Source organism: Rhodococcus sp. WMMA185 (assembly GCF_001767395.1).
Lineage (GTDB): Bacteria > Actinomycetota > Actinomycetes > Mycobacteriales > Mycobacteriaceae > Rhodococcus_F.
The window spans coordinates 2262430-2285263 of record NZ_CP017014.1; the positions used below are offsets into that span (position 1 = coordinate 2262430).

Annotated in this window: 23 protein-coding genes and 1 other RNA gene; 11 read left to right on the top strand and 13 right to left on the bottom strand. The window is 64.9% G+C overall.

The window, feature by feature from the left end:
* Window positions 1-12: 12 nt before the first annotated feature.
* The 4 genes from BFN03_RS10025 to BFN03_RS10040 form a co-directional block, all read right to left on the bottom strand.
* The gene (locus BFN03_RS10025) at window positions 13-996 is read right to left on the bottom strand and encodes an endonuclease/exonuclease/phosphatase family protein (RefSeq protein WP_070378884.1); all 984 of its coding nucleotides are present in this window, start codon (window positions 994-996) and stop codon (window positions 13-15) included.
* On the bottom strand, window positions 993-4007 hold the full coding sequence (locus BFN03_RS10030) for a bifunctional [glutamine synthetase] adenylyltransferase/[glutamine synthetase]-adenylyl-L-tyrosine phosphorylase (RefSeq protein WP_070380796.1): 3015 nt from the start codon (window positions 4005-4007) through the stop codon (window positions 993-995). The genes BFN03_RS10025 and BFN03_RS10030 overlap by 4 nt, the downstream gene beginning before the upstream one ends.
* Window positions 4008-4015: 8 nt before the next feature.
* Entirely contained in the window at window positions 4016-5356 is a 1341-nt protein-coding gene (locus BFN03_RS10035) for a glutamine synthetase family protein (protein ID WP_070380795.1), read from the bottom strand.
* A 127-nt stretch (window positions 5357-5483) separates the two neighbouring features.
* A complete protein-coding gene (locus BFN03_RS10040; protein ID WP_070378885.1) occupies window positions 5484-7040 on the bottom strand; it encodes an alpha/beta hydrolase in 1557 nt (518 codons plus the stop codon).
* Between the two features lie 183 nt (window positions 7041-7223).
* Between BFN03_RS10040 and panB the strand changes: the two genes are divergently transcribed.
* From panB to pip, 3 genes are read left to right on the top strand one after another with little or no spacing between them, the layout of a single operon-like run.
* Window positions 7224-8093, top strand: coding sequence for a 3-methyl-2-oxobutanoate hydroxymethyltransferase (gene panB, locus BFN03_RS10045; protein WP_070378886.1), 870 nt, complete (start codon window positions 7224-7226; stop codon window positions 8091-8093).
* A 46-nt stretch (window positions 8094-8139) separates the two neighbouring features.
* Window positions 8140-8595 (top strand): hypothetical protein, encoded by a 456-nt coding sequence (locus BFN03_RS10050; RefSeq protein WP_070378887.1) that lies wholly within the window; start codon window positions 8140-8142, stop codon window positions 8593-8595.
* A gap of 13 nt (window positions 8596-8608) precedes the next feature.
* Window positions 8609-9583, top strand: coding sequence for a prolyl aminopeptidase (gene pip / locus BFN03_RS10055; RefSeq protein WP_070378888.1), 975 nt, complete (start codon window positions 8609-8611; stop codon window positions 9581-9583).
* Between the two features lie 21 nt (window positions 9584-9604).
* Here pip and BFN03_RS10060 read toward each other — a convergent pair whose 3' ends face one another.
* A complete protein-coding gene (locus tag BFN03_RS10060) occupies window positions 9605-9790 on the bottom strand; it encodes a hypothetical protein (protein WP_070378889.1) in 186 nt (61 codons plus the stop codon).
* A 330-nt stretch (window positions 9791-10120) separates the two neighbouring features.
* Window positions 10121-10981 carry an Ig-like domain-containing protein gene (locus BFN03_RS10070; RefSeq protein WP_070378891.1) on the bottom strand — a complete coding sequence of 287 codons (861 nt, stop codon included), beginning with the start codon at window positions 10979-10981 and terminating at the stop codon, window positions 10121-10123.
* Between the two features lie 347 nt (window positions 10982-11328).
* On the opposite strand from BFN03_RS10070, the gene BFN03_RS10075 reads away from it, so the two are divergent.
* Together BFN03_RS10075 and BFN03_RS10080 are read left to right on the top strand one after the other, a co-directional pair.
* Window positions 11329-11775, top strand: coding sequence for an FAS1-like dehydratase domain-containing protein (locus tag BFN03_RS10075; protein ID WP_070378892.1), 447 nt, complete (start codon window positions 11329-11331; stop codon window positions 11773-11775).
* On the top strand, window positions 11772-12191 hold the full coding sequence (locus BFN03_RS10080) for a MaoC/PaaZ C-terminal domain-containing protein (protein WP_070378893.1): 420 nt from the start codon (window positions 11772-11774) through the stop codon (window positions 12189-12191). The genes BFN03_RS10075 and BFN03_RS10080 overlap by 4 nt, the downstream gene beginning before the upstream one ends.
* A gap of 423 nt (window positions 12192-12614) precedes the next feature.
* Here the strand turns inward: BFN03_RS10080 and rnpB are convergent.
* An RNA gene (gene rnpB, locus BFN03_RS10090) (RNase P RNA component class A) lies at window positions 12615-13061 on the bottom strand.
* Window positions 13062-13137: 76 nt separating this feature from the next.
* Here rnpB and BFN03_RS10095 point away from each other — a divergent pair.
* Both BFN03_RS10095 and BFN03_RS10100 read left to right on the top strand, forming a co-directional pair.
* On the top strand, window positions 13138-13665 hold the full coding sequence (locus BFN03_RS10095) for a DUF1697 domain-containing protein (RefSeq protein WP_070378895.1): 528 nt from the start codon (window positions 13138-13140) through the stop codon (window positions 13663-13665).
* A gap of 7 nt (window positions 13666-13672) precedes the next feature.
* Window positions 13673-14902 carry an SLC13 family permease gene (locus BFN03_RS10100; RefSeq protein ID WP_070378896.1) on the top strand — a complete coding sequence of 410 codons (1230 nt, stop codon included), beginning with the start codon at window positions 13673-13675 and terminating at the stop codon, window positions 14900-14902.
* 7 nt (window positions 14903-14909) lie between these two features.
* Here the strand turns inward: BFN03_RS10100 and BFN03_RS10105 are convergent, their stop codons facing one another.
* From BFN03_RS10105 to cobC, 4 genes are all read right to left on the bottom strand, one after another.
* Complete coding sequence (locus BFN03_RS10105; protein WP_070378897.1) at window positions 14910-16031, bottom strand: bifunctional RNase H/acid phosphatase; 1122 nt, start codon at window positions 16029-16031, stop codon at window positions 14910-14912.
* Window positions 16028-16765 carry a zinc ribbon domain-containing protein gene (locus BFN03_RS10110; protein ID WP_070378898.1) on the bottom strand — a complete coding sequence of 246 codons (738 nt, stop codon included), beginning with the start codon at window positions 16763-16765 and terminating at the stop codon, window positions 16028-16030. The genes BFN03_RS10105 and BFN03_RS10110 overlap by 4 nt, the downstream gene beginning before the upstream one ends.
* A 95-nt stretch (window positions 16766-16860) precedes the next feature.
* Window positions 16861-17997 (bottom strand): Nif3-like dinuclear metal center hexameric protein, encoded by a 1137-nt coding sequence (locus BFN03_RS20435; protein WP_070378899.1) that lies wholly within the window; start codon window positions 17995-17997, stop codon window positions 16861-16863.
* Window positions 17998-19029 (bottom strand): Rv2231c family pyridoxal phosphate-dependent protein CobC, encoded by a 1032-nt coding sequence (gene cobC, locus BFN03_RS20440; RefSeq protein WP_157109594.1) that lies wholly within the window; start codon window positions 19027-19029, stop codon window positions 17998-18000.
* A 29-nt stretch (window positions 19030-19058) separates the two neighbouring features.
* Between cobC and BFN03_RS10125 the strand changes: the two genes are divergently transcribed.
* The 3 genes from BFN03_RS10125 to BFN03_RS10135 are packed head-to-tail and all read left to right on the top strand — an operon-like array spanning window position 19059 to window position 21177.
* On the top strand, window positions 19059-19760 hold the full coding sequence (locus BFN03_RS10125; protein WP_070378900.1) for an HAD-IA family hydrolase: 702 nt from the start codon (window positions 19059-19061) through the stop codon (window positions 19758-19760).
* Window positions 19747-20250, top strand: a complete 504-nt coding sequence (locus BFN03_RS10130) for a low molecular weight protein-tyrosine-phosphatase (RefSeq protein WP_070378901.1) — start codon at window positions 19747-19749, stop codon at window positions 20248-20250. Before BFN03_RS10125 ends, BFN03_RS10130 begins: the two co-directional genes overlap by 14 nt.
* Before the next feature lie 42 nt (window positions 20251-20292).
* Window positions 20293-21177 (top strand): SURF1 family cytochrome oxidase biogenesis protein, encoded by an 885-nt coding sequence (locus BFN03_RS10135; RefSeq protein ID WP_198163253.1) that lies wholly within the window; start codon window positions 20293-20295, stop codon window positions 21175-21177.
* On the opposite strand, the gene BFN03_RS10140 is transcribed toward BFN03_RS10135, so the two are convergent.
* Window positions 21118-22101, bottom strand: a complete 984-nt coding sequence (locus BFN03_RS10140; RefSeq protein WP_070378902.1) for a cobalamin biosynthesis protein — start codon at window positions 22099-22101, stop codon at window positions 21118-21120. The two genes, BFN03_RS10135 and BFN03_RS10140, sit on opposite strands and share 60 nt — an antisense overlap.
* A 313-nt stretch (window positions 22102-22414) precedes the next feature.
* Here BFN03_RS10140 and BFN03_RS20630 point away from each other — a divergent pair, with 313 nt between their 5' ends.
* Complete coding sequence (locus BFN03_RS20630; protein ID WP_198163254.1) at window positions 22415-22591, top strand: hypothetical protein; 177 nt, start codon at window positions 22415-22417, stop codon at window positions 22589-22591.
* 42 nt (window positions 22592-22633) lie between these two features.
* On the opposite strand, the gene BFN03_RS20635 is transcribed toward BFN03_RS20630, so the two are convergent.
* Window positions 22634-22807, bottom strand: a complete 174-nt coding sequence (locus BFN03_RS20635; protein WP_198163255.1) for a hypothetical protein — start codon at window positions 22805-22807, stop codon at window positions 22634-22636.
* Window positions 22808-22834 lie beyond the last annotated feature (27 nt).

Sequence of the window (22834 nt, forward strand, 5' to 3'; positions counted from 1 at the left end):
TGCGGGCCCGGCTCAGCTGCCGAGAACGATGTTCGCGATCAAACCACGATGGTCCGAGCCCGCCAGCACCACCGGCTGTACGGACCGCGCGTGTGCCCCACCCACGACGATATGGTCGATCGCGATCATCGGCGGGAACGGCTGCCGGTCGGCTGGGTAAGTGTTCTGGATACCGGCTCCTGCTTGATCGGCGGCGTCCCGGTACCGTCCGGTCACGAGGTTCCGATACTTCACGTGATCGCGGGTCGCGTTGAAGTCGCCGCTGACGATGACCGGCCCGGACTCTGCCGGAATCGCCTCGAGAATGGCCCTGATACGGTCCATCTCCCCTGCCCAGACCGCCGGATCCGTGGGCCACGGCGGGACCGGGTGAAACGCATACAGCGCAGTACTCACATCATCTGCAAGGTTCACGCGAGCCGACAGCGCAGACAAAACGAACTCCGGATGGTGGACTTCGTCGGACAGTGGGTACCGACTCCAGATTCCGGTCCCCTCCGCTCCGTGTCCCGGCCTCAGAAACGAGAACGGCAGTGTCGATTCGATTCCCGCGTTCCTGAGTCGGTCGAGCGCCTCAGGTGTCAGTTCGTTGACGGTGAGCACATCGACATCGCGGTCACGGATCTGCCGGACCAGTGACGTGGCGTCGGCGTTACCGAGCCAGATGTTGGCCTGCATCACCGTCAGTTCCGGCCCGGATGCGGTCACCGACTCGTTCGCCACATACAGCGGCCCCTGCGACAGGATGGCAGCTACAGCCACGGCCAGCGCAACCGCGAATCCGACCCAGTGCCGCGCCAGTGCCAGGAGCACTACCCCGACTGCGCCACCCACCATCAGGTAGGGCGCGGCCGACACCAGCATGATCAGTCGCTGGCTCTGCACATCGAGCAATCTCAGAGCGACGCCGAATACCCCGACCGCCACCGCCAACCAGCCGACGGCGACAAGTAAACGCAACTCCCAAGAGACCGGTGCTCCCGACGTGGCGGTCACTCCCCGAAGACTCTCTCCACCACAGCCTTGGCCCGTCGGGTCACCCGCAGGTAGTGATCCAGGAACTCGCCTGCATCATCAGCGCCCCAGCCGGCGATCTGCGCAACGGCGGACAGCACCCGCCCGGAGCCGGGAAGCTGATCGGACGGTTTGCCACGAACGAGGACCAGGCAGTTGCGTGCCTTCGTCGCGGTGATCCACGCGTCCCGCAGTAATTCGACGTCCGACTCGCTGAGCAATTTGGCCGCGCCGATGGCGTCGAGGGTCTCGAGCGTGGACGTGTTGTGGAGCGACTCGAGTTCGTGGGCATGCCGAAGCTGCATCAGTTGCACGGTCCATTCGATGTCGGCGAGACCACCACGTCCGAGCTTGGTGTGAGTCGCCGGGTCGGCTCCTCGAGGCAATCGCTCGGAGTCGACCCGTGCCTTGATCCTCCGGATCTCACGGACCGCTTGCTCCGACACTCCCCCCTCGGGGTATCGCGTCTTGTCGATCATGTGAAGGAAACGAAGCCCGAGATCCCCGTCACCCGCGATGTGATGAGCGCGAAGCAACGCCTGAATCTCCCAGGACTGAGCCCAGTTCGTGTAATACGCCTCGTACGAGGCGAGCGTGCGCACCATCGGTCCACTGCGACCCTCCGGACGCAGGCCCGTGTCGACCTCGAGAGGTGGGTCGGTACTGGGCGCGCCGAGCAGTTTGCGTACCCTGTCGGCGATGCTGTTCGCCCATTTGACGGCGACAGTCTCGTCGATGCCTTCGCGGGGTTCGCACACGAACAGGACATCGGCGTCCGATCCGTAGCCGAGTTCACCACCACCGAGCCGACCCATCCCGATCACCGCGAAGGTCGCTGGAGCGGGCGCACCGAGTTCCTTCTCACTCGCCTTGATCACCGAAGAGAGAGCCGCACCCAGCACGGCGGCCCACACAGACGACAACGCCCGGCACACGCCGGGCACATCAAGCATGCCGAGTACGTCGGCGGAAGCGATGCGGGCCAACTCGTATCGACGCAGAGAACGGGCCGCACCGACCGCGCGGGCGGGGTCGGCGTGCCGCGCCGAGGCGGTGAGGATGCCACGGGCGACGTCCTCGGGCTTCGATTCGAGCAGACGCGGCCCGCCAGGCGAATCCGCGAACAATCGAACCACGTCCGGCGCCTTGATCAGCAGATCCGGAATGTAGGCCGAAGAACCCAGCACCGTCATCAGACGCTCGGCGACCGAAGCCTCGTCCCGGAGCAGCCGGAGGAACCATATGCGATCGGTCATCGCTTCCGACAGTCGCCGGTACGCGAGCAGACCCGCATCGGGATCTGATGTGTCACTGAGATATTCGAGCAACGTCGGCAGCAGCAGCGCCTGAATCCGACCCTTACGAGATCCTCCGCTGGTGAGAGCTGTGAGGTGCCCGAGCGCATTCTCCGGGGCGGTGTAGCCCAGCGCGGCCAACTGTCGGATGGCCGCATCCGGACTCAGCCGGAGGGCATCGGTGTCCATGCGGGCCACGGATTCGAGCAGAGGGCGGTAGAACAGCTTCGCGTGCAACCGCCGTACCCGGTGCGAGTTGCGCTTGATCTCCGCGTTGAGGACTCCGAGCGAGTCCTTGCTCCCATCGGGACGCATATGCGCCGCCCGCGCCAACCACCGTAGCGCTTCGTCATCGTCCGCCGGCGGCAAGGTGTGTGTGCGCCGCAACTTCTGCAACTGCAACCGATGCTCGAGCAACCGCAGGAACTCATAGGATGCGGCAAGATTCGCGGCATCGTCACGGCCGACGTAACCACCCGCGGCGAGCGCCGTCAGCGCGTCGATCGTGCTCTGGACGTGTAGGGAATCATCGGCGCGACCGTGAACGAGCTGAAGAAGTTGAACGGCGAACTCGACATCGCGCAAGCCACCCCTGCCCAGCTTCAGTTCACGTTCTCGGAGTTCGGACGGCACCATCCGCTCCACTCGACGGCGCATCTCCTGCACCTCGGGAACGAAATCTTCACGCTCGCAAGCAGTCCACACCATCGGGTTCAAGGCGTCGACATACCGCTGACCGAGGTCGGTGTCTCCAACCATCGGGCGAGCCTTGAGCAGCGCCTGGAACTCCCAGGTCTTGGCCCAGCGCGTGTAGTACGCGATGTGGGAATCGAGCGTACGAACGAGCTCCCCGCGCTTGCCCTCAGGCCGTAGCGCGGCATCTACGTCGAAGAACGCCGATGACCCGACGCGCATCATCTCGCCGGCGATCCGGCTGGCGATCGAATCGGCCGGCTCGGCGACGAAGACCACGTCAACGTCACTGACGTAATTGAGTTCGCGCGCACCACACTTGCCCATTGCAATCACTGCGAGGCGTACCGGACACGGGGCATCCGGGCACACGGTCGCCACCGCCACCGCGAGCGCGGCATCGAGGGCGGCGTCCGCGAGGTCGGACAGTTGGCGGCCGACCGTCTGGTACGGCAGTACCGGTTCGTTCTCGACTGTCGCCGCGAGATCTGCGGCCGCGAGCAGCATCAACTCGTCCCGGTACGCCTTGCGCAGGGCCGCAACGGCTTCTGCGCCGGTAACCGTCGCGCGGTAGAGGTTGGCGTCCGGGTGAGCACCCACCTCCGGTTCCGCGCCGACCGCGGCCATCAGCGTGGCGGTTGCCACTTCCTTCGATGCAAGCTTGACGTCTCCGGAGAGGATCTTCCACGAGAGTGGGTCCGCGACCAGGTGGTCGCCAAAGGCGCTGGAAGCACCTACGAGACCGAGCAGACGACCACGCAGACCCGTGTCCACGCGGAGCGCCGCGTCGAGTTCGGCCCAGCCCTCACCGAGTCCGTCTTTCAGTCGCACCAGTGTTCGGAGGGCGAGATCGGCATTCGCGGCGCGCGAGAGCGACCACAGCAGTTCGATGCTGTCGACACCGACCCAGCCCAATTCCTCGAGTTCGGATGGCGCGGTCGGTTCAACCAAACCCAGTCGACCGGGACCCGGTACGACGGAACGGGCGTGCGGAGGCTTCACCATTTTCTTGCTCACAACCCAAGATAGGTCTCGAGTTCGAACGGTGTCACGTGGCTCCGGTACTGCGCCCACTCACTGCGCTTGTTGCGCAGGAAGAAGTCGAACACATGCTCGCCGAGTGCCTCGGCGACCAGTTCGGATTTCTCCATCACCCGAAGGGCTCCATCGAGATTGCTGGGCAGCTCCCGGTAGCCCATGGCGCGGCGCTCTGCCGACGTCAACGCCCACACGTCGTCCTCGGCCTCGGGCGGAAGTTCGTAGCCCTTCTCGATACCGCGCAGACCGGCGGCGAGAAGTACCGCAAACGTGAGATAGGGGTTGCACGCAGAATCTGGGCTCCGAATCTCGACACGACGCGACGACGCCTTGTTCCGCGTATACATCGGCACTCGCACCAGTGCAGACCGGTTGGACGGCCCCCAGGATGCCGCGGTCGGGGCTTCGCTGCCGTGGATCAAACGCTTGTAGGAGTTCACCCACTGGTTGGTGACGGCGCTGATCTCGTTGGCGTGCTCGAGGATGCCGGCGATGAAGGCCTTTCCGGTGCCCGACAGCTGCATTGGATCATCCGGGTCGTGGAAGGCGTTGGTCTCGCCCTCGAACAGGCTCATGTGCGTATGCATCGCAGAGCCCGCCTGATCGCTGAACGGCTTCGGCATGAAGGTGGCACGAACACCTTCGGCTATCGCGACCTCCTTGACCAAGTACCGGAAGGTCATCACGTTGTCCGCCATCGACAGCGCGTCCGCGTAGCGCAGGTCGATTTCCTGCTGGCCGGGTGCTGCCTCGTGGTGGCTGAACTCGACGGAGATGCCCATCGACTCGAGCGCGTCGATGGCGTGTCGGCGGAAGTTGGGGGCGGAGTCGTGAACCGCCTGGTCGAAGTAGCCACCGGAGTCGGCGGGCTTGGGCGGCCTACCGTCGATCGGCCCGTTCTCGATCAGGAAGAACTCGATCTCGGGGTGCACGTAGCAACTGAAACCGAGGTCGCTGGCCTTGTTCAGCTGACGACGCAGTACATGCCTCGAATCGGCCCAGGACGGGGAGCCGTCCGGCATTGCGATGTCGCAGAACATTCGGGCCGAATGCTGATGCCCCTTACTCGAACTCCACGGCAGTACCTGGAAGGTGGAGGCGTCTGGCTTCGCAACCGTGTCTGCCTCGGAGACGCGGGCGAAGCCCTCGATCGCGGATCCGTCGAAGCCGATACCTTCCTCGAAGGCGCCTTCCAATTCCGCTGGTGCGATCGCCACCGATTTCAGGTATCCGAGTACGTCCGTGAACCACAATCGGACAAACCGAATGTCGCGCTCTTCAAGGGTCCGAAGCACGAATTCTTTTTGGCGATCCATGTCCGCGAGCGTAAGCACAGTTCATTAAATCTGTGTAACTTCGCCAGTTCGACGCGCCGCGGACTTCACATCGTGCCAGCATGCGAGCGTGTCGGTTGATCCTTCCGAACGCGGACACGCCAGCGCGTCAGCAGCTCAGGTCGGCCGGTGGCACCGTGAGATTCACCAAGTAGTCGGTGACGGCATCGTCGATGCAGCTTTTTCCGTTGAGAACAACGGTGTGCTGAGTGCCGCGATTGGTGACGAGCGCGCCGTTCATCTGCTTCGCCAGATCCACGCCGGCCTGATAGGGCGTCGCCGGGTCTTCGGTGGTCGAGACCACCACGACCGGGGGGATTCCGGGAGCATCGACGGTGTGCGGCGTCCCCGTATTCGGGACCGGCCAGAATGCGCAGATGTCCAACGGTGCGCTGCCGGTGCCGTGGCCGTCGTCGAGGAACGGTGCCACCTGGCGGAACCGCATGTCAGCCTCGCCAACCTCCGCGCGATCGGTGACGGGCGGATCGTCCACACAGCGAACTGCGGTGAAGGCGTCGTTCAGGTTTGAGTAGGTGCCGTCGCTGGACCGGCCCTCGTACAGGTCGGCCAGGGTCAGCAGCGAATCACCGGTGCCCGACTTCAGGCTGTTCAGACCCCCTTGAAGCACTCCCCACAGGCTTGGCGTGTACAGGGCCTGCTGGACGCCGGTGATCGCGTCGTGGTAGCTCAGGCCGCGCGGGTCGGTCGTCGCGGCAGGAGTGTCGATCAGCGGGTCGACGAGTGCACGAAACCCCTCGTTCGCCCGAGCCGGATCGCTGCCGAGTGGGCAGTCCTCCTGCTGCATGCACTGCGCCGCAAAGGCGTCGAACGCGGCCTGGAATCCGGCAGCCTGAAGGATCACTTCCTGGGTCGGATCCTGCTCCGGATCGAGTGCGCCGTCGAGAACCATCGTTCTCACGTTGCCGGGAAAGGTCTCCGCGTAGGTAGAGCCGAGGCGAGTGCCGTAGGAGTAGCCGAGGTAGTTCAGCTTCTCGTCACCGAGAACCGCGCGGATGACGTCCATGTCACGTACGACGTCGTACGTTCCGACGTGCTCGAGTACGTCGGCCCCAGTCCGCTCGGCACACTTGTTCGCGTAGTCGCGGTTCTCCGCCTCTGTCCGCGCGATCCCTGCCGGACTCATGTCGACGTTGTTCTCCTTGCGTTTGGCGTCCGCTTCCGCAGCAGTCAGGCAGGCCACCTGAGGTGTGGACGCGCCGATGCCGCGCGGATCGAAGCCGACGACATCGAACCGCTCCGCGAGATCGGTGCCCTCGGCCACGGACGCCAGCCCGAGTCCCGACGCCCCGGGACCACCCGGATTCACCAGGAGCGAACCAACCTTGTCGCCCGTCGCCTTCGATCGCGACACGGCAATCTGCGCCGTCGCGCCCTCAGGATTGGCGTAGTCGTTCGGCACGGTCACCGTGGCACATTCGAGATCGTCGCCGAGCGGAGAACCGTCCGTGGAATACCCGTCGCACGAGCCCCAATCCACCTGCTGCGTGTAGAACTGCTCGAGCCCCGCGGGGACGGGTCCGGCGGGGGCCGCCGGGGCCGTGGACTGCTCGGCGGTGCCACGCACGCCCGACGTGCAACCCGCGACGACAAGGACAAGGGCAAGGCACCCCGCGAACGCAGCCGGTACCCGGGCACTGATCGTCATAAGACGATCGTGCCAGGTCCGGAGCCGGTAGGTTCTTCGGCGGGTCAACGGAACGGCGACGGATGTGACTTATTGCACCCGTACGAATGCTTCGCTGACCCACGGGCCGGTGGCAGACTTAAGACCCGTCATCACCCGCACCCGGGGACCCGTCAAGGGCCTCGAGGCCAGAAAGGGACAACGATGTCCGACAGCGATTCGTCAGCGGGCACACCGGGAGATCGGCTCTACGGATCCGCTCCAGCGCAAGATGCCCCCAAGCGCAAGACCCGTATCCACCACCTCCAGGCCATGAAGGCCACGGGCGAGAGGTGGGCGATACTCACCGCCTATGACTACTCGAGCGCACGCATCTTCGAGGAAGCCGGAATTCCGGTTCTCCTCGTCGGTGATTCGGCCGCCAACGTGGTCTACGGCTACGACACCACCGTCCCCGTCACGATCGACGAACTCCTGCCCCTCGTCCGTGGGGTAGTCCGCGGCGCGCCCAGTTCGCTCGTGGTGGCGGATCTACCGTTCGGCAGCTACGAGAGTTCCCCCGAGAAGGCCTTGGAGTCGGCGACTCGGTTCATGAAGGAGGGAAACGCCCAAGCCGTCAAGCTGGAAGGCGGTGAGCGCGTCGCTCCCCAGATCGCGGCGATCACGGCCGCAGGCATTCCAGTCATGGCCCATGTCGGATTCACCCCGCAGAGCGTCAACTCCCTCGGCGGATTCCGCGTGCAGGGCCGTGGCGACGCTTCGGAGCAGTTGGTCGCCGATGCGATCGCGGTGCAAGAAGCCGGTGCCTTCTCCGTCGTCATGGAGATGGTGCCAGCCGACATCGCCGGACAGGTCACCCGGAAGCTCAGCATCCCTACGGTCGGTATAGGGGCGGGCGCCGAATGCGATGCCCAAGTCCTCGTCTGGCAAGACATGGCCGGCTACTCCAGCGGCAAGGCGCCGAAGTTCGTCAAACGCTTCGGTAACGTCGGCGACGAGCTGCGCAACGCGGCCGCGGCGTACCTCGCCGAGGTGCGAACCGGGCAGTTCCCAGCCGAAGAGCACAGCTTCTAGCTTGATCTGCGTCGGCCGGTACAGCACTAGAGCGAGGGGATGTTTCATGCAACAGCGAGGGTCGCTCCGCGCCGGTCGTAGCCGTCGCCCGGTTGTGCTCGCAGCCGGGGCGATGGCACTTGCAGCGATCGTCGCTGGATGCGCCGGTCAGGGCACCGCCCCCGAACCCAACTCCCCCGCACCCGCCAGCCCCACTGCACCGGCAGATCCCGGCACCGCCATGGTTCCGGGTGAGGTCACCGAGGCACAAGCCGTTCAACTGTGCACGGACCTCGAGAGCCAATTGCAAAGTTGGCGAACCTATACCCCGACCATCGGCAAGACCGGTCTGAACGGGGTGGTCGGAACGTGGATCGCGAAGAACAATCTCAACGCACTCGACTTCCTCCAAGATCGTGGACGGGTCGACGTGATCACCACGGCCGCCTGCCCCGACATCCGGCAGGGAGCAGTTACCGCACTCGAGATTCCCGATCTAGCGTCCGGCCTGATCGGGTTCTGAGGCTTCTTTCGTGATGCCGCCTCGCACGCTGTACCCGCCCCTAGAGCCGTACCAGTCCGGTCACCTCGATGTCGGTGACGGCCAGCAGATGTACTGGGAATCGAGCGGCAACCCCGACGGAAAGCCGGTGGTCTTCCTCCACGGCGGACCTGGCGGCGGCACCGACCCGACGGCGCGGCAGTTCTTCGATCCCCAGGCGTATCGGATCGTGCTGCTCGACCAACGCGGGTGCGGGCGGTCCACTCCCCACGTCGCGGACGGAGCCGATCTTTCCGTCAACACCACCGACCATCTGATCGACGACATCGAGATGCTGCGAGGCCACCTCGACATCGACCGCTGGCAGGTCTTCGGTGGCTCCTGGGGGTCCACACTGGCACTCGCCTACGCGCAGAAGCATCCGCATCGGGTCACCGAACTCGTGCTACGCGGGATCTTCCTGCTGCGCCGCAGCGAGATCGACTGGTACTACAACGGCGGCGCCGGCCATCTCTTCCCGGAGCTCTGGGAAGAGTTCTTGGCCCCGGTGCCGGAGTCGGAGCGGGGCGGCGATCTTGTCGAGGCCTATCACCGCCTCTTGCACTCCGACGACGCAGACGCCGCCACGCGAGCTGCGATCGCGTGGTCAGCCTGGGAGGGCGCGACCAGTTCGCTACTGCCGAAGCCGGAGCGAGTCGCAGAGACTTCCGAGCCGAGGTTCGCGCTCGCATTCGCCCGCATCGAGAACCACTACTTCCACAACCGCGGGTTCCTCGAAGAGGGCCAGCTCCTGCATTGCGCCAACGCCCTGAACGGTATTCCGGGCGTGATAGTGCAGGGCCGCTACGACGTAGTCTGCCCCGCCGCGAGTGCGTGGGCACTTCACCAGGTCTGGCCGGGCTCCCGGCTCGAAATCGTCGACGATGCCGGACATTCGGCCATGGAGCCAGGCATCATCCATCACCTCGTCGAGGCGACGGACCGGTTCAAGAACCGACTCCCCGTGTAGGGCAGTCGAACTCATCTCCCGCTAGTTGTTCCATTCCTCATCGGCCCGATCCGCCTCTTTGTTCCGTTCTGCAGCGATCTGCAGCGCCTTCTCAGCGGAGTCCCGGTCGGGATACGGCCCCATCCGCGACATGGACGACGCCGCCTTCCCTTGCGTGACGGTGCCGTTCTCTACGTCGTAGTACCAAAGATGATCTTCGTCCTTCATGCATTCAGTGTGACACCAGCCGGGATACAGGGTTCGCGAATCGCGATCGAGCTGTATTGTCTTAGCCCTGCTCGGTGATCCGTTCACCGGCGTCGGCAAATGCGGTGCCAACACTCTGTCTGTCGACGAACAAGTTCGTGTGCAAAGAAGGGGCGAGATGTCAAACATCATCTTCGATCAGCTCTATCCCTACCTCGGTGCCGAAGGCGCCACATACTGGGCCCAACTGTTAATGGTCGATCCCGTCTGACGGCCTTCGAAACCCGAAAGCCCCTGCCGTGAAAGACGGCAGGGGCTTTTCCCATTGGTGTCGCGCCTCGCAAGGCTGGATCAATTAGCGAGGCCAACGAGGAAGACCAAGGCCAGGCTGCCCGCGGCGAGACCACCGACAGCCAGGCTACCGGTCAACAGGTCGCCGGCTATGCCGTCCAGGCTTCCGGTGCCGGTGTTCGTGACTTCCACTTCCTGCACAGCCGACTGCGACGACTGCGCCGTATCGGTGGCCAGGAACTTCGCTTGCACAGAATGGACACCGACTGCCGTCGGTGTCCATTCATACGTCGCCACGCCGGACGCATCCAGTTGTACGTCATCGAGCATGACGTCACCGACGTAGAAGTCGACAGTGTCGCCCTCCGCGCCGCCGGTCACCGTCGCGGTCAATGTCACCGGATCACCCACGGCTACCGGGCCCTCCACGTCGGCCAACGACGTGGTGGTGGCGGCGGCATCCGTCACCGCCGTGACCGTCGGACCCTTGTCCTCGTATGCCGTTTCGGCCTGACCCTGTCGCTGGAAGCTCATCCCGGTCGCCAACGGTGTATCGAGCTCGCAAAACTCCGTCACCTTGTAGTCGATCGAGAAGGTCTTAGGGTCGCTGTCCTCCGAGACAGCCCACTGCCCCTCGAACTCGACGGAGGTGGCCGTGACCAACGATGGCTGTTGACCAGGGTCGTCGAGCTCCCAGCATGCCGGGTGGTAGTCCGTCACCTTCTCGATCCACCCACCGCCCTCGGAGCGCTCGAACGTCGTGCTCACCGTGATGACATCGCCCACCTTCGGCGTCGTGTCGCTCACCGTCCGGGTGAGGGTGAGCTCACCGTCCGACCAGGTCTCCGTCTCGCTCTCCGCAGCCGCCGATCCGGCACCCACGGTCGCCGCGAAACCCGCAGCCATCGCGAAAGCACTCATCCCGCCTACCATCCGGCGCGAAATCGTCCTACCCATGAACTTCCTTCCTTGCGGCGACCACCACAGCCACCGACTCGACCGATTGGGTCTCGACCCGGGGTTCACGCCCTCAGGCCGACCTCTGCAACCACGCCGCAATCCGACCCCGCGGCCTGGATGCGCATCGCACTGTACCGGACATTCGTCCAAATCTTCTCGCTTGCTGAGGTCGATATGCAGCGTTCGACGCACATCACACAGTGGTGGCGCAACTCCGCGCGGCAGGAGCTTCGTCGAACCAGATTTTCCGTGTAAATCTCGGATCACTTCGCTCCCCCTCGGGGTTCGGACCTCTCTAGGCTTGAGAAATGGCAGTGAATCCAGAGATCGAGGGTCGTGTCTACCCGCCGACCAGGCCCTACCTGGTTGGTCGGGAGAAGATCCGCGAGTTCGCGCGGGCCGTCTTCGCAACCAACCCGACCTCGTTCGACGTCGTCAGCGCTCGTGCGGCGGGCCATGCCGATCTCGTTGCTCCACCCACTTTTCCCGTCATCATCCAGGGACGCGCACTGGCGCAACTGGTCGCCGATCCGACAACGGGTATCAAAGCAAAAAACATGGTCCACAGCGCGGAACATGCCCGCTCCCTACGCCCCGTCGTCGCGGGCGACGAGCTTTCCGCTGTGCTGACCGTCACCGACGTGACACCGCGGGGCGTACACACACTGCTCGTGACAGACGTCGAGATCGTCGATGCCACTGGCGATCACGTAAGCACGGTCACCTCGAACCTCTTCGTCAGGGGCGACCGATGACGCCTCATGAGCCAATCCTGGTAGGCGACACCGTCGCCAAGTCGCGCTATCACCTGACCCGCGAATCGCTGGTTCGCTACGCCGGTGCGTCGGGCGACTTCAATCCCATCCACTACCACGACGACGCGGCGAAGTCGATCGGCCTGCCGGGCGTACTGGCTCACGGCATGCTGACCATGGGGCTGTCGACGCAGTGCGTCGTCGAATGGCTTGGCGACCCGGCCAGGGTCACCGGCTATCGCGCGCGCTTCACCAAACCCGTGGTCGTCGACCCGGAGGAAGGCGCAATAGTCGAAGTGCTCGCCGAGGTAGGCCAGGTCGACCGGGACGCGGGTACCGCCCGAATCGACCTGACCGCCACGTTCGACGGGCACACCGTGCTCGGGCATTCACAGGTATGGATCTCGATCGCCTGAGCACAGTGCACCAGTTGCTACCTGACCAGCCCGCCTACTAGGCGGCCACAGTGGTTGCGGCGATCTGCGCCCGCCTGCTGCTGTCGATTTCGGACAACGAGTTGATCCTGCGCTGAACGTATCGCGGTGTGGACATGAACCACGCCGGGGACCACAGCCAGGTCATCACAGGAGAAACCCGAACCGTCGAGTCAAGCGACGCGTCGGCGCATCGGTGTGCGCAGAATCGAATGACGTGCACCGGAGTTCCGGCACAACACTTTCCGCACAATTCGAGCTAGTCGGACTGTCCGGCGTGAGCAGCCTAGCCGAGATGGTCGTTTCGGGGAGGACATCGACGGGATGGGCCTTCCGGGCGGATGTGGATCGAACAGCTACCGCCGACGTCGTGCGGAGCAGTCCCACATGGAGGTTGGGGAAGGGCGGACGAGTTGGCGTGTAAGCCGGATCCTGTCCCCGGCGCCGAAGCGTCGGGTGGCGACCATCCATCTGGGCACACCGTCGCCGGGTACCTCGAGCGGTTCACCCGCAGGCTCGGGCGAGCAGCCCTCGAACACCTGCGCAACCGCACCGGGATCCCGAAGGATCCGGTGCGGCCTTCAACCTTGCTCCGGGCGGGGTTTACCTAGCCACCCCGGTCACCCGGGGTGCTGGTGCGCTCTTACCGCACCGTTTCACCCTGACCGGCACCTCACCCCGAAGGGTGCGCCGCCGGCGGTCTGTTTTCTGTGGCACTGTCCCGCGAGTCACCTCGGGTTGCCGTTAGCAACCGCCCTGCTCTGTGGAGTCCGGACTTTCCTCGACGCAGGGCCTGTGCACGCACGCGAACGCGGTGCTGGTTCCCTCTGCCGCGGCCGCCCGGCCAACTCGTCCGCCCGATAAGACTACCTTTCTCCCGACCTGTGGCGACACCGCACTGTCAGGACACCGCATTAGGGTCGAGAGCATGACTCGGTACGTAGCCCTCTTGCGCGGTATCAACGTGGGCGGCATCAATATCAAGATGGCCGACCTGCGCGGCACCTTCAGTGGTCTGGGATTCGACAATGTGAAGACAGTCCTGGCCTCCGGAAACGTGCTGTTCGATTCCGATCGCACCGACGTCCCTGCGCTGAAGAGTGAGATCGAATCGGCCTTGCGCGCCGAATTCCATTACGAAGCCAGGGTATTCGTGCTCGATGTCGACACTGTCCGGATGATCGTCGACAACTACCCGTTCGATCCCGAACGTGAAGGCTGGCACCCGTACGTCCTCGTGACGCCCGAACCGGAGGTACTCGGCGAATTGGCGAGCATTCGGGACGATCTCGATCCCGAGGTCGAGCGCATACAGGCCGGCGAAGGCGTCTTGTACTGGGAGGTCGAACGGGGAATGACCCTGAAGAGCAGGTTCGGGAAGAGCACCAACTCGCCCCGACTCGGGGCCTCCACCACCACCCGGAATCTACGCACCCTAGTCAAACTGCTGAATTGACCCTGCGGTGACCATTCTGGCGGTAGCGCTCGTTGCGGCGGTCCTCGTCTTCGCGGTCGTCCGGCCACGCAGGCTTCCCGAGATCGTCGCGGCCGCGCCGGCGGCTGCGGTCGTTCTGGCTGTGGGGCTGGTGACACCATCCCAGGCGTGGCACGAGATTACCGAGATGGCCCCTACCGTCGGCTTCCTCGTCGCGATCCTCGTTCTCGCGCATCTTGCGGACGCGATGGGCGTGTTCACCTGGATCGCCGGTCTGCTCCGCCAACAGGCACAGGGCGAACCGAAAAGGTTACTGACACTCGTCTTCGGATCCGCCGCACTCACCACCGCAGTCCTCAGCCTCGATGCCACAGTTGTCCTCCTGACCCCGGTGGTGATCGCTACCGCTCGATCGCTGCACATGGACCCGAGACCGCACTCGTACGCCAGTGCCCACTTGTCGAATACGGCTTCGACCCTGCTCCCCGTATCCAACCTCACCAATCTGATCGCCTTCTCCGCCACGGGACTCAGTTTCCTGCACTTCGCCACCATCATGGCGTTGCCGTGGATCGTCTCGATTGTCGTCGAGCTGATTCTGTTTCGACTGTTCTTCCGGCGGCACCTCGTTCCGCCTGACGCCGAGCCCACACCTCACCGCGAAACGGAGGCGCCGACGGTCGCCCTTTCGATCATCGCAGCAACACTCGTCGGCTTTGCGGCATCCGGATTCGTGGGTGTTGCACCAGCCTGGGTGGCGGCGGTGGGAGCGACCGTGCTGGGTACCGTCGCGCTTCGACAGGGGCGGACCAACTTGGGGCGCATCGCATATTCGGCCGACGGGTGGTTCTGCGCTTTCGTCCTGATCCTCGGTGTCGTCGTCGCAGGAGTCGCGAACGGTCCGATCGGCGACTGGATCGGCGCGAGGCTGCCCACCGACACAACCTTCCTGGGGTTGCTTCTGATGGCTGTCGTCGCAGCGATCGCGGCAAACCTGGTCAACAATCTTCCCGCGACACTGCTGCTGCTGGCCGCACTGGGAACAGGGGCCCCGACAGGACTTGTCCTCGCCCTGCTGCTCGGCGTCAATCTCGGGCCCAACCTCACCTACATTGGATCGCTGGCGATCATGCTGTGGCGACGCGTCGCAGCTCGGGCAGGCTCACCCGCAGATCTACGAACCTTCACTCTTCTTGCACTGGTCACGACGCCGCTGACGCTGCTCGCCGCGGTGACGGCGCTGTGGCTCGTAGTCTGATCACCCCTCACAGGTGGGAGGTGTCGTTGACCAGTCTGACCGATGAGCCGCCGTCAGGGTAGAAGTCGGCGATGCTCAGCGACGCAAGATCGAGGTGCAATCGGTACAGCAGCGATGGTCCCGCGTCGAGCGCGAGTTGCAGCAGCATCTTGATGGGGGTCACGTGGGTGACCACGACGATGGTCGCACCACCGTAGGTCGAAGTGAGGTCATTTCGGACTCCGACGATGCGCTCGCGCACTTCGTCGAAACTCTCCCCCGACGGCGGCCGAACCGAGGTGTCCGACAACCAGCGGCGGTGCAGTTCGGGGTCACGTTCCGCGGCCTCCCTGAACGTGAGGCCCTCCCAATCTCCGAAGTCGGTCTCGGTGAGGCCCTCGACGACGGTGACGGGAAGTCCGAGTGCGGCTGCGGCCCCGGCCGCGCTCTGCTGTGCACGCGCGAGTGGCGAAGACACTACAGCGGTAATTTCTCCGTGCCCGGCAAAGCGTTTCGCCGCACCGTCCGCCTGTGCCCGCCCGACGTCGGTGAGGGACGGATTTCCCCGACCCGAGTATCGGCGTTCGACGGACAACGGGGTCTGCCCGTGCCGCAACAACAGCATTCGGGTCGGCGCGCCCTGAACATCCATCCATCCCGGTGCGGCGGGAGGGGCCTGCAGCGCACTCGCAGGTGCGGCCGGCAGAAGACTCGATGCCGGCTCGACCTCGGGTCCCAAATCTGCGGCGTCCATCGCCTGGTTCGCGAGCCGGTCGGCGTGCGAGTTCTCTGCGCGTGGGATCCACGTGTAGTTGACCTGTTCGAACCGTTGCGCGATCTCGGATGCACTGCGCTGCAACGGAATCATGTCCGGGTGCTTCACCTTCCATCGCCCGGACATCTGTTCGATCACCAGTTTGGAATCCATCCGCACGTCTACCATCGACGCGCCGAGTTCGGCCGCCGCCTCGAGTCCCGCGATCAGCCCCCGGTACTCGGCGACATTGTTGGTTGCCACACCGAGGCTTTCCCAGCGCTCCGCGAGAACGGTGTCGTGCGGGGCATCGAATACCACAGCCCCATAGCCCGCGGGGCCAGGGTTGCCACGGGAACCACCGTCGGCCTCGACGACCACCCGCCCGATGCTCACAGACCGGATTCCTTGGTACGCACCAGAATTCCGCCACATTCAGGACAGCGCACAACCTCATCGGGAGCGGCGGATGCGATACGGGAGATTTCGCCGCGGTCGAGTTCGATGCGGCACGCGCCACAGCGCCGCGCCTGAAGCAGTGCGGCTCCGACGCCATTCCGGCTGCGCTGCTTCTCGTAGACGGTGATCAGATCTGCCGGAAACTGCTCGGCGAGTGCGCAACGGTCCCTCGTACACCGTTGTTCCGCGGCGTCGAGGTCCGCAATCGCGTCATCGCACCGCCGCGACGCATCACCGAGATCTTGCTCTATCTGTGACAACTGGGCACCCGCGTGTTCGTAGTCCGACTGCGATGCCTCACGCTGCTCCATCACCTCGAGCAATTCGTCTTCGAGCAGTCCCTGACGGCGGGTGAGGCTCCCGAGTTCGTGCTCGAGTTCGGTGAGCTGTTTTGCCCCCACCGACCCACTCTCGAGAAGCTTGCGGTCGCGGTCCTCGCGTTGGCGGACAGCATCGACCTCGCCCTCGAGCTTGCGAATGTCACGGTCGAGATCGTCAATGGTGATCTCCACGGCTACCGCGGCGTCCTTACGTTTGACACGCTCAGCCTCGAGCCGCTCCACCTCCTGACGCTCGGGGAGCGCGGTACGGCGATGCGCGATTCTCGACAGCTCAGCATCGACGCCGGCGAGGTCGAGAAGCTTGGATTGCACCTGGGGTTCGACGTTCACGCGTGGTAACTCCTGCTGTCATGTGTTCGGGATTTTCTTGCAGTTGGCGCAGTGATCAACCGTACCCCGCACGTCCGCTCTCACAGCCGCAGCAGCTATGACGACGCGCGAAGTGACCACGGATCGGTCCTTACGGACGACAACCGCACCTGCCAACGGGGCGTTTGCGCGAATGCCGAGTCCAACACACCCTTGGCCTGGTCGCACCACGGCCACTCGCTCGCCCAGTGCGCGACATCGATCAGGGCCGGCCCCCCGGCCCGCAAGTGCTCGTCCGCGGGGTGGTGACGCAGGTCGGCGGTCACGTACGCGTCCACACCGAGTCTGGAAACCACGCCGAGTAACCCATCACCCGAGCCGCCGCAGACAGCGACCGTGCGGACAGTGGCGTCGGGGTCACCCGCGGCCCGCACACCCCAGGCCGTAGCGGGAAGAGCGTTCGCCACCCGGTCTGTGAAGTCCCGCAGGGACAACGGCTCGGGTAGTTCCCCCACCCGTCCCAGTCCTCGTGGACTTGGGAACGTCGCCATCTCCATCACATCGAACGCCACCTCCTCGAACGGGTGGGCGGCGCGCACTGCGGCAAGAACCTTCTGTCGGATGCCTCGAGGCGCGATAACCTCCAGTCGGCACTCGTCGAGTTTCTCGAGCGCCTCGACTGCGCCGAGCCTCGGATTCGCGCTTCCGGTCGGCAGAAACTGTCCCTGACCCGTGACGGACCAACTGCAGTCACGATAGTTTCCGACGTACCCGGCCCCTGCAGCGAACATCGCCGAGCGCACTCTGTCCACATCGTCGACGGGCACCAGGACCGCCCACTTGTCGAGTTCCTGGCCCGGTTGCGACTCGATAGGGCCGCTGACGATCAGTCCGAGAGCGGCCGCCAGCGCGTCGGACACCCCCGGGTCCGCGGAATCTGCGTTGGTGTGTGCGGTGAACAGGGCGCATCCAGCCTTGATCAGCCTGTGCACCAACGCCCCCTTCGGCGTGTGGGCTCCCACCGTGTCGACTCCGCGTAGCAACAACGGGTGGTGGACGAGAAGCAGGTCGACACCGGCGTCGATGGCCTCGTCGACCACTGCGGGCGTCGCGTCCACCGCGACCATCACCGTGGCGACCGCATCGTTGGGATCACCGCACACAAGGCCGACCGAGTCCCAAGATTCGGCCAGGCCGGGCGGGTAGGCGGCATCGAGCGCCGCGATCACATCGGCCAGAAGAACCGGACTCACTCAGATCTCCTTCATCGCATCGATCAAGGCATCGGTCTGCTGACGCGGCCGCACGGCGACCCGGAGGAAGTCGGGTCCGAGTCCCGGAAAGGTGTCGCAGCGCCGCACCACGATTCCCCGGTCACGTAGATGCCTCCGCATCAGTTCTCCGTCCGCAAAACGTAGCAGGAGAAACGGCGCGGCAGCCGGTAGATGCACCGCCACGCCGATGCCGCGCAGCCGTCGGACCATCTCCTCACGCCATTTCCCCAGAACGACCGCATGATCCTCGGCGGCGGCAACAGCGTCCGGAGCACTGCATGCGGCGATTGCTTCCACCTGGAGGCTGCCAAGGGGCCAGTGTGCGCGACCGACCTGCAGCCGGTCGAGTATCTCGGGGGCGCCGAGCGCATATCCACAGCGCAGGCCCGCGAGCGCCCACGTCTTGGTGAGGCTGCGCAGCACCAGGACATCGGGGAGCGAACGGCCGGACAGCGACTCGCACTCACCCGGGACCGCGTCGGCGAACGCCTCGTCGACCACCACGATCCGACCCGGGCGTCGCAACGCCAGAATCTCCTCGGCCGGGTGCAGCGTCGACGTCGGATTGGTCGGATTCCCGATCACTACCAGGTCGGCGGATTCCGGGACGGTTGCGGAGTCGAGGCGATACGGATCTTCGAGGAACACCTGCCTAACCGGCACACCCGCTTCCCGCAACGCCCACTCGGGTTCGGTGAAAGACGGGTGGATCACCGCGGCCGCACGCGGTCGGAGACGTGGCAGCATCGCGAAGCCCTCGGCCCCGCCTGCGAGGAGCAGAACTTCCTCGGGTTGCCGACCGTGGCGTGCGGCCACCGCGTTCCGAGCCGTGAGATCGGCGGCAGCCGTCGGATAGGAACCGAGGTGCGGCAACGCATCGGCTAGTCGCCGACGCAACCATTCCGGCGGCCCGTCACCCTGCACGTTCACCGCGAAGTCGAGGAGGCCTGGCACTACGTCCGCATCGCCGTGATGACGCAGGCTCTCCCGACTACCGGCACGCATGTCCACAGTCGTCGACCCTAGGGGACAATGGTTCGGTGACGCCTCTTTCGACCCCCGCGGCCTGCGCCCGTTCGCCTCTCGCGGCCCCGATCGTGCTGTTCGATCTCGACGGCACCCTCACCGACTCAGCACCCGGCATTCACGGCGGGTTCCGGCACGCTCTCGCGGTAATCGGCCAACCAGAACCGACCGACGAAATGATCGACAGCGTCATCGGCCCGCCGATGATCGACACGTTCCGGTCGCTAGGGCTCGAGGAGGATCTCGTGCAGCAGGCGATCGCCGCATATGTCGAACGCTACGACGCGGTCGGATGGGCCCAGAACTCCCCCTTCGACGGCATCGAGGAGGTGCTTGCACGCGCCCAAAGGAGCGGTCGGCGGCTGGCGGTGGCCACATCGAAGTCCGAACGATTCGCAGTACGCATCCTCGAGCACTTCGGGCTCGCTCACTACTTCGAGTTCATCGGCGGTTCCAGCGATGACGGCCTTCGCCGGGCCAAGTCGGACGTGATCGAACACTCGCTGCACAACCTCGGAGTCACCGTCGCCCCGGGCTCCACCGCCAATGTGCTCATGATCGGCGACCGCGACCACGACGTGCTGGGGGCCGCGCGATGGGGTATTCCCACGGTCTTCGTCGAATGGGGCTACGGCTTCCCCGCCGAGGCCGATCGCGCGCATGCATCCGCACGGACCGTTGCAGACCTGGGAAGGATGCTCGATGTCGCCTTTTGACCCGGCACCGTCTGCGCGTGAAGCTTCCGACCACGCGCTGCACGTGACCTTCGTCTGCACCGGGAACATCTGCCGCTCCCCGATGGCCGAGAAGATCTTCGCCGAGCACCTGCGCCGCGTCGCTCTCGGCGACCGCGTCACGGTCAGCAGCGCCGGAACTCACAGCTTTCATGTCGGCAGTGAGGCCGACGTCCGAGCCGTCAAGATTCTGGATCTGCACGGCTATCCAACCGATCACGTCGCCACGGCCGTCGGGCCGTACCACCTCGGAGCCGAACTGGTGGTGGCTCTCGCGGCGAACCACGACCGTCAGCTGGCCCAGATGGGTGTTCCCGACGAGCGCCGACGACTGCTGCGCAGCTTCGACCCGAACGCGGACACCACATCCGTCGCAGACCCCTTCTACGGCGACCTCGAGGACTTCGAACGGGTTCGCCGCCAGATCGAGGCCGCGGTGCCCGGGCTACTCGATTGGGTGCGCGATTGGTAGCCGTGATCCTGCTCACCGCCTGGGAGCGGCTACCGTGTAGGCGTGCAAAGGCTCAGATTTCTGCTGCGACCCGGCTGGTTGGTCTTGGCCTTGGTGGTCGCCGGATTCGCCTTCATGTGTTTCTACGTGCTCGCACCCTGGCAACTCGGCAAGAACACCTCGACGGAACAGCGCAACCAGCTGATCGCCGATTCGGTCGACGCCGATCCTGTCCCGCTCGAGAGCCTGCTGTCCGGCAGCGGGCTGGATCCGGACGACGAATGGCGGCGGATCACGGTCACAGGAGAGTACGCCCAAAACAGCGACATCCTGGTTCGGCTGCGATCGATCGACGGGCAGCCGTCGTACGAAGTCCTGACCCCACTACAACTATCCGGCGGCAGCACCATCCTGATCAACCGCGGCTACGTTCGGCCGGTCCAGGGAACCGAAGCTCCTCCGGTCGATGCGCCGCCGACAGGGCTTGTGACGCTCGACGGCCGCGTCCGCATGTCGGAGGGCACCGTCTCCGGCAAGGAACCGATCATCGAGAGCGGGCAGCGTCAGGTCTACTACATCGATGCAAAGCAGATCGGTGACTTCATCGGCACCGATCTGATCGACGGATACGTCCAACTCGAGCCGGATCAACCGGGCGGCCTGGGCACCATTGGGCTCCCACAGCTCGATGCGGGACCGTACCTGTCGTACGGACTTCAGTGGCTGGCATTTGGAATCATGGCCCCGTTGGGCTTGGCGTACTTCATTCGAGCGGAATTGCTCGAACGCCGCAAGGAGAACAAGGGGAAGCCCTCCATGGCTTCGGACGACTCCGATCCCGCACCCGCTACACGGAAGACTCCGTTCAGGAAAGCCAAGCCGACGGAATCAGCGCCGAGAACGGCGACGGAAGTCAAGCTGGCCGACCGCTACGGCAAGAACCGCTGACACCAGCGCCGCACCGCCCTGTATGACGGCGGAGAGCCGCACCCCACGGTCGAGGTCCGCTGGTTCCGGTGAGTGCCCGGATCCCAGGCGCGGCCGCATCTCGACCCCGTGCGCATATTCGGTGCGTCCCCCGAGCGATACCCCCAGGGCTCCCGCGGCGCTCGCCTCCGCGACCCCCGCATTGGGACTGGGATGCCCGGATGCGTCGCACCGCCATGACTGCCACGCCCCCACCGCCGATCCACCGACCGTGGGTGCGGCAACGACTGTCAATGCTCCCGTCACGCGGGCGGGAAGCAGATTGACGACGTCGTCCCAGCGTGCCGCAGACCAGCCGAAGTTGCGGTACTTGGGCGAGCGATAGCCGACCATCGCATCGAGAGTATTGGTCGCCCGGTAGGCGAACAGTCCGGGGATTCCTGCAAGCGCCCCCCATACGAGCGCCCCGACCGCAGCGTCGGCGGTGTTCTCGGCCACCGACTCCAGTGCCGCGCGCGCGAGACCGTCCGCACCGAGCGCGCTGGGATCACGACCGCACAGCGACGGCAACAGAGCACGGGCCGCGGTGAGATCATCCGATTCGAGGTGCCGCGCCATCGTAGCTCCCGTCCGGCCCAGGGATGTTCCACCGAGAACGACCCAGGTCGCGACCGCTGTCCCCGCTACCTCTCCGGCCCATCCGGCCCGCTGAACGCCACGATCCGCCGCAACCCCCAGACCTGCGGCTCCACCGACCAGCATTCCCGCGTGCAGAACCCCGGACCAGCGGGAGTCTCGGTACATCACCCGTTCCAGAGCGATTGCCGTGCGGCCGAATCCAGATACCGGGTGCCAGCGGGCCGGGTCGGCCAGTACCCGGTCGGCAACGTAGCCGAGAACTAGTCCGGCCGCGCGGGCACCGCCGGGAAAGACAAGTCGATGCACACGCTAATTTGTATCAACCGGCATCGCGGGCAGCACCTGAAGGTTCGGTACACCCCGCGGTCGAGAAGCGCGGCCCACCGGATGCCGGTCGGGATCTGGAACCTGATAGAAAGCCAAGAATTTCGGCGACCTCGTTCATTCGCACTTAGTATGAGATTGTCGCCTCGTTTCCCCCCATGTAGGCGGCACAGGATCCCGCCCCGCCCTCGTCTCTGGTGCTGACTCAAACTCACCTCCGCGGCTGGGCGGGTTCCTACGTTTCAGGGGACCTCCCGGCATTGGTTTCACGCGGATCAACTGAGACGATCGAGGGGTGCACCTCGACATCGCGGGTCTCACCGACGAAGAATTGATCGTCGCGCTGAACGAGCAGCGCGCTCTGCTCGGGGAATCGATCGCAAACGATTACGGCTGCGACACGATCAGCGACGTAACCCGCCGGATCAAAGAACTCGAGACCGAACTCGACCGCCGGCGCTCTTCCTCCTGACATCCCGCGATCGGCAGTGGATACGTGCTGTCGAACCCGCGATCACGCGGACCACACGTCGGACCGACTTCCGTCTTCCTCATAGCGATCTATCTTCACGATGCCCGCTCCGGAGTCAGAGTGAGGTCTGTGCGTCTCATTGACCGCCTGGAAGTCCGATTCGAAGGTCCTGTCGAGCGACGTCCCGTTGCGCAGCGTCACCTTGTACGTGGGCATGATCACAAATATACGGGGAAGCCCCCG

Coding starts and splice junctions, on each gene's coding strand:
- BFN03_RS10030 (WP_070380796.1), bottom strand. CDS start 4,007: ATGGTGAAGCCTCCGCACGCCCGTTCCGTCGTACCGGGTCCCGGTCGA.
- BFN03_RS10035 (WP_070380795.1), bottom strand. CDS start 5,356: ATGGATCGCCAAAAAGAATTCGTGCTTCGGACCCTTGAAGAGCGCGAC.
- BFN03_RS10040 (WP_070378885.1), bottom strand. CDS start 7,040: ATGACGATCAGTGCCCGGGTACCGGCTGCGTTCGCGGGGTGCCTTGCC.
- panB (WP_070378886.1), top strand. CDS start 7,224: ATGTCCGACAGCGATTCGTCAGCGGGCACACCGGGAGATCGGCTCTAC.
- BFN03_RS10050 (WP_070378887.1), top strand. CDS start 8,140: ATGCAACAGCGAGGGTCGCTCCGCGCCGGTCGTAGCCGTCGCCCGGTT.
- pip (WP_070378888.1), top strand. CDS start 8,609: ATGCCGCCTCGCACGCTGTACCCGCCCCTAGAGCCGTACCAGTCCGGT.
- BFN03_RS10060 (WP_070378889.1), bottom strand. CDS start 9,790: ATGAAGGACGAAGATCATCTTTGGTACTACGACGTAGAGAACGGCACC.
- BFN03_RS10070 (WP_070378891.1), bottom strand. CDS start 10,981: ATGAGTGCTTTCGCGATGGCTGCGGGTTTCGCGGCGACCGTGGGTGCC.
- BFN03_RS10075 (WP_070378892.1), top strand. CDS start 11,329: ATGGCAGTGAATCCAGAGATCGAGGGTCGTGTCTACCCGCCGACCAGG.
- BFN03_RS10080 (WP_070378893.1), top strand. CDS start 11,772: ATGACGCCTCATGAGCCAATCCTGGTAGGCGACACCGTCGCCAAGTCG.
- BFN03_RS10095 (WP_070378895.1), top strand. CDS start 13,138: ATGACTCGGTACGTAGCCCTCTTGCGCGGTATCAACGTGGGCGGCATC.
- BFN03_RS10130 (WP_070378901.1), top strand. CDS start 19,747: ATGTCGCCTTTTGACCCGGCACCGTCTGCGCGTGAAGCTTCCGACCAC.
- BFN03_RS20635 (WP_198163255.1), bottom strand. CDS start 22,807: ATGCCCACGTACAAGGTGACGCTGCGCAACGGGACGTCGCTCGACAGG.